This window comes from Caballeronia sp., assembly GCF_028292365.1.
Taxonomy (GTDB): domain Bacteria; phylum Pseudomonadota; class Gammaproteobacteria; order Burkholderiales; family Burkholderiaceae; genus Caballeronia.
In genome coordinates this window covers 1-3597 of sequence record NZ_JAQGMM010000420.1, presented here as the reverse complement: position 1 = coordinate 3597, position 3597 = coordinate 1, and the positions used below count along the sequence as shown (strand labels likewise).

3 protein-coding genes are annotated in these 3597 nt (G+C 62.4%); all 3 read left to right on the top strand.

Going from position 1 to position 3597, the window contains the following annotated elements; all coding sequences use genetic code 11:
- The coding region (gene fliI, locus JWR14_RS25160) for a flagellar protein export ATPase FliI (RefSeq protein ID WP_299713686.1) at positions 1–1482 on the top strand (1482 nt) is incomplete at its 5' end.
- Between the two features lie 24 nt (positions 1483–1506).
- Positions 1507–1956: a flagellar export protein FliJ gene (gene fliJ / locus JWR14_RS25155; RefSeq protein ID WP_299713683.1), complete on the top strand. Its 450-nt coding sequence runs from the start codon at positions 1507–1509 to the stop codon at positions 1954–1956.
- Between the two features lie 45 nt (positions 1957–2001).
- Positions 2002–3540, top strand: a complete 1539-nt coding sequence (locus tag JWR14_RS25150; protein ID WP_299713680.1) for a flagellar hook-length control protein FliK — start codon at positions 2002–2004, stop codon at positions 3538–3540.
- Positions 3541–3597: the final 57 nt, after the last annotated feature.

The following is a 3597-nucleotide window of genomic DNA, read 5'->3' as shown; positions in this document are numbered from 1 at the left end:
GAACAGGAACTGGCGCGCGCGTCGTTCGGCCCGCTCGCCGCAGACGACGACGCCGAACCGACGGTCGAGGAAATCGCGGTCCAGACCATCGTCGATCTCGCCGATATGGCGAACAACCCACATCTGGATGGCTGGCGCGCGCAGCTCGAAGCCAGCAAGGCGCGCAGCCAGATATCGAAACCGTTGCGTGCATGCGGGCGTCTCACGCGTGCGGCCGGCCTGGTTCTGGAAGCCGTCGGGTTGAAGCTGGGCGTGGGCTCGGAATGCATGATCGAGTTGCCTGCCGGCAGTTCGATCCCGATGGCCGAAGCCGAAGTCGTTGGATTCTCCGGCGACAAGTTATTCCTCATGCCGACCACCGAAGTCTCCGGCCTGTTGCCCGGGGCACGCGTGTATCCGCTGGAAAGCGCGCCGATCAATGACCCGATGGCCGGCGCCAAACGTCTGCCGGTCGGCTGGGAAATGCTCGGCCGCGTGGTCGATGCGTCGGGCAGGCCGCTTGATGGGCTTGGGCCCCTTGGCTCGAAGATCGATGCGCCGCTGACTGCGCCGACTATCAACCCGCTTAATCGCGAACCGATTCACAAGGTGCTCGACGTCGGCGTGCGCGCGATCAACGCGTTGCTGACCGTGGGGCGCGGCCAGCGCATGGGTTTGTTCGCCGGCTCGGGCGTGGGCAAGTCCGTGCTGCTCGGCACCATGGCGCGTTACACGAGCGCCGAAGTAATCGTGATCGGGCTGATTGGTGAACGAGGCCGCGAGGTGAAGGAGTTCATCGAACAGATTCTTGGTGAGGACGGGCTGGCGCGCTCGGTCGTGGTCGCGGCGCCCGCCGATGTGTCGCCCATTTTGCGGATGCAGGGCGCGACCTATGCAACGTCTCTGGCCGAATATTTCCGGGATCAGGGCAAACACGTACTGCTGCTGATGGATTCGCTCACCCGCTATGCGATGGCGCAGCGCGAGATTGCGCTCGCGATTGGCGAGCCGCCCGCCACCAAAGGGTATCCGCCGTCCGTGTTCGCCAAACTGCCGGCGTTGGTTGAGCGGACTGGCAACGGCCGCGAAGGGGCAGGATCGATTACGGCTTTTTATACGGTCTTGACTGAAGGAGACGATCAGCAAGATCCTATCGCCGATTCAGCGCGCGCCATTCTCGACGGCCATATTGTATTGTCGCGTTCGTTGGCTGAAGCGGGGCATTATCCGGCCATCGATATTGAAGCGTCCATCAGCCGGGCGATGACCGCGCTGATCGACGACAAGCATCTGGACCGGGTGCGTTTATTCAAGCAGATGTTGTCGCGCTACCAGCGCAATCGCGATTTGATCAATGTAGGCGCGTATTCCTCGGGACGGGATGCGTTACTCGATCGGGCGATTGCGCTGTACCCGCGGATTGAAGCGTTTTTGCAGCAAGGATTTCGTGAGCAAGCCATGTTTGAACCGAGCCTGGCCCAACTCGATGCGTTGTTCGAATAAAGATAATTTAGGAATCTGACGTCCATGTCCAAGCATCTGCCGATCAAGACCTTGATCAACCTCGCGGAAGAAGAACTGGAGGCTGCCACGAAAAAGCTTGGCAAGTTCCAGCAAGAACGCGACGAGATAGAGACGCAGTTGAACTCGCTGGTTACGTATCGCGACGAGTATCACGCGCGTTTTACGGCGTCGGCGCAAGAAGGCACGACCGCGCAGACGCTGCGCAATTTCCAGGCATTCGTCGATACCCTTGATTCCGCCATCAGCCAGCAGCGCGTGTTGCTCGTGGGCGCGAACCAGCGGCTGGAAGCGGCAAAGCCGGAATGGCAGCAGCGCAAGCAGAAACTGGGATCTTACGAAGTGCTGGCGGCGCGCGGCGAGTTGGTGAAGGCGAAGCAGGAGTCGCGGATCGAACAGCGGGACTCCGATGAACACGCTTCCAAGATGCTGCGGATGCGCGCCGAAAAGGCATGATTTTTATAGCGATGTTTATCTTGAACAAGATGCGAGGGGTCCTGTATGTCGACCGTTAATTCTGCCAGCACGATGCTCGGCTTGAGCGCTGCCCAATCGCGGAACGCGGCGGCAACGTCCGCGAGCGATGATGCGGCGGCATCGTTTGTTTCGACGCTGCACAACATAACCACCAAGGCTAACGAAGAAGCGGCGGCTAAGGCGCGGGTGCAAGCGCAGGCGCAGGCGGAGAAAGCTGCGGCGGCGGCATCGGCTGCGCGGGGTAGTGTCCACGACGCGCCCAAGCCCGACGATGCCTCAACTGCACAAGCTAAAGCGGCGGCGGCGGACCAGGCTGATAGTGCGGACCAGGCTACGGCTGCGGATCAGACTTCTTCGGCGTCATCGGCGGCTTCCGCTGTGCCGGGCTCTGCTGCGGCTAATCAAGCGCAGGCATCGGCTGGTTCGACATCTGCGGCTGCCGCTACGGCTAACGCGACAGCTGCGGATCAGGCGGCTCAGACCGACGCGGATGCCGCGAAGGCACAACCCGAAGCCACGGCAGCAGCAGCGGCCGCCACTGCGGCAGCGACCGCAGCGGCCATGAAGGCGCGCGGTGGTGCGGCGGCCGATCCAGCCACTGCTTCAACCGATCCGGCTACGGCCGCGATGGATGCGCAAGCGATGAGCGGGACGTCTTCCACGCAGTCAAAGGACAAATCGAGCGACGCCAAGACTGCAGATGATGCGCTTCAGGCTGCGCTCGCGCATTTGGCGAATCCGCAGGGTGGTGCTGCGACGCCATCGCCCGACGCAGCAGCGGCGGCAGCCGCAGCAGCCGCGAACGGTGCGAATGTGGCCAATAGCGCGAATGCGGGTGGCAAGGGCGGTGGTTCGAGGCCGTCGAACCGGGCGATATCGATCACAGCGTCGTCGGGTGACGCTTCGAGCCGGACATCGGCGACGCAGCAAGCTGGCGCAAGCTCAACTGCGCAACAAGCCGATGCAGCGGCGCTGGCTACAGCAACACCCGCCGATGACGGCAGTGCTGCTTACAAAGCGACTGCTGACGCGGCGGCTCATTCGGCTTCGATGCAGGCAGCCTCGGCGAGCGCGGGTGGCGCTCCGGTTCAGGGTGCGGCGACGGCGGCTGCGAGTGCAGCTATTGCGCCGCATGTCGGGACGAGTGGATGGGATGAGGCGTTCAGCCAGAAGGTGGTGTTTCTGTCGAATGGTCATCAGCAGAGTGCTGAATTGACGTTGAACCCGAAGGATCTGGGGCCGTTGCAGGTGGTCTTGCAGGTTACGGATAACCATGCGCACGCGTTGTTTGTATCGACGCACGCGCAGGTTCGCGCGGCGGTGGAAGCGGCGTTACCGACTTTGCGTGAAGCGATGCAAGGCAGCGGGATATCGCTAGGCAGCACGAGCGTGAGCGATGGCTTCGTGGGTCAGCAGTCTGGCCAGCAGGGCGGAGCGTCATCGAATGCGGGGCGAGGCGGTCGAGGCATGAGCGGTGCGGATGACGCGGGAAGCGTGGATACGCTGAGCACGATCAGCATGCCGGTGCGCAGGCAGGTTGGATTGGTGGATACGTTTGCTTGATTTAACGTAAACGCCCGAATAGCGGACAAGCCGCGTTCCCGAAAGGAACGCGGCTTT

Bases quoted from the DNA above. Each gene is read 5' to 3' on its own strand.
- fliJ (WP_299713683.1), top strand. From the start codon at position 1,507: ATGTCCAAGCATCTGCCGATCAAGACCTTGATCAACCTCGCGGAAGAA.
- JWR14_RS25150 (WP_299713680.1), top strand. From the start codon at position 2,002: ATGTCGACCGTTAATTCTGCCAGCACGATGCTCGGCTTGAGCGCTGCC.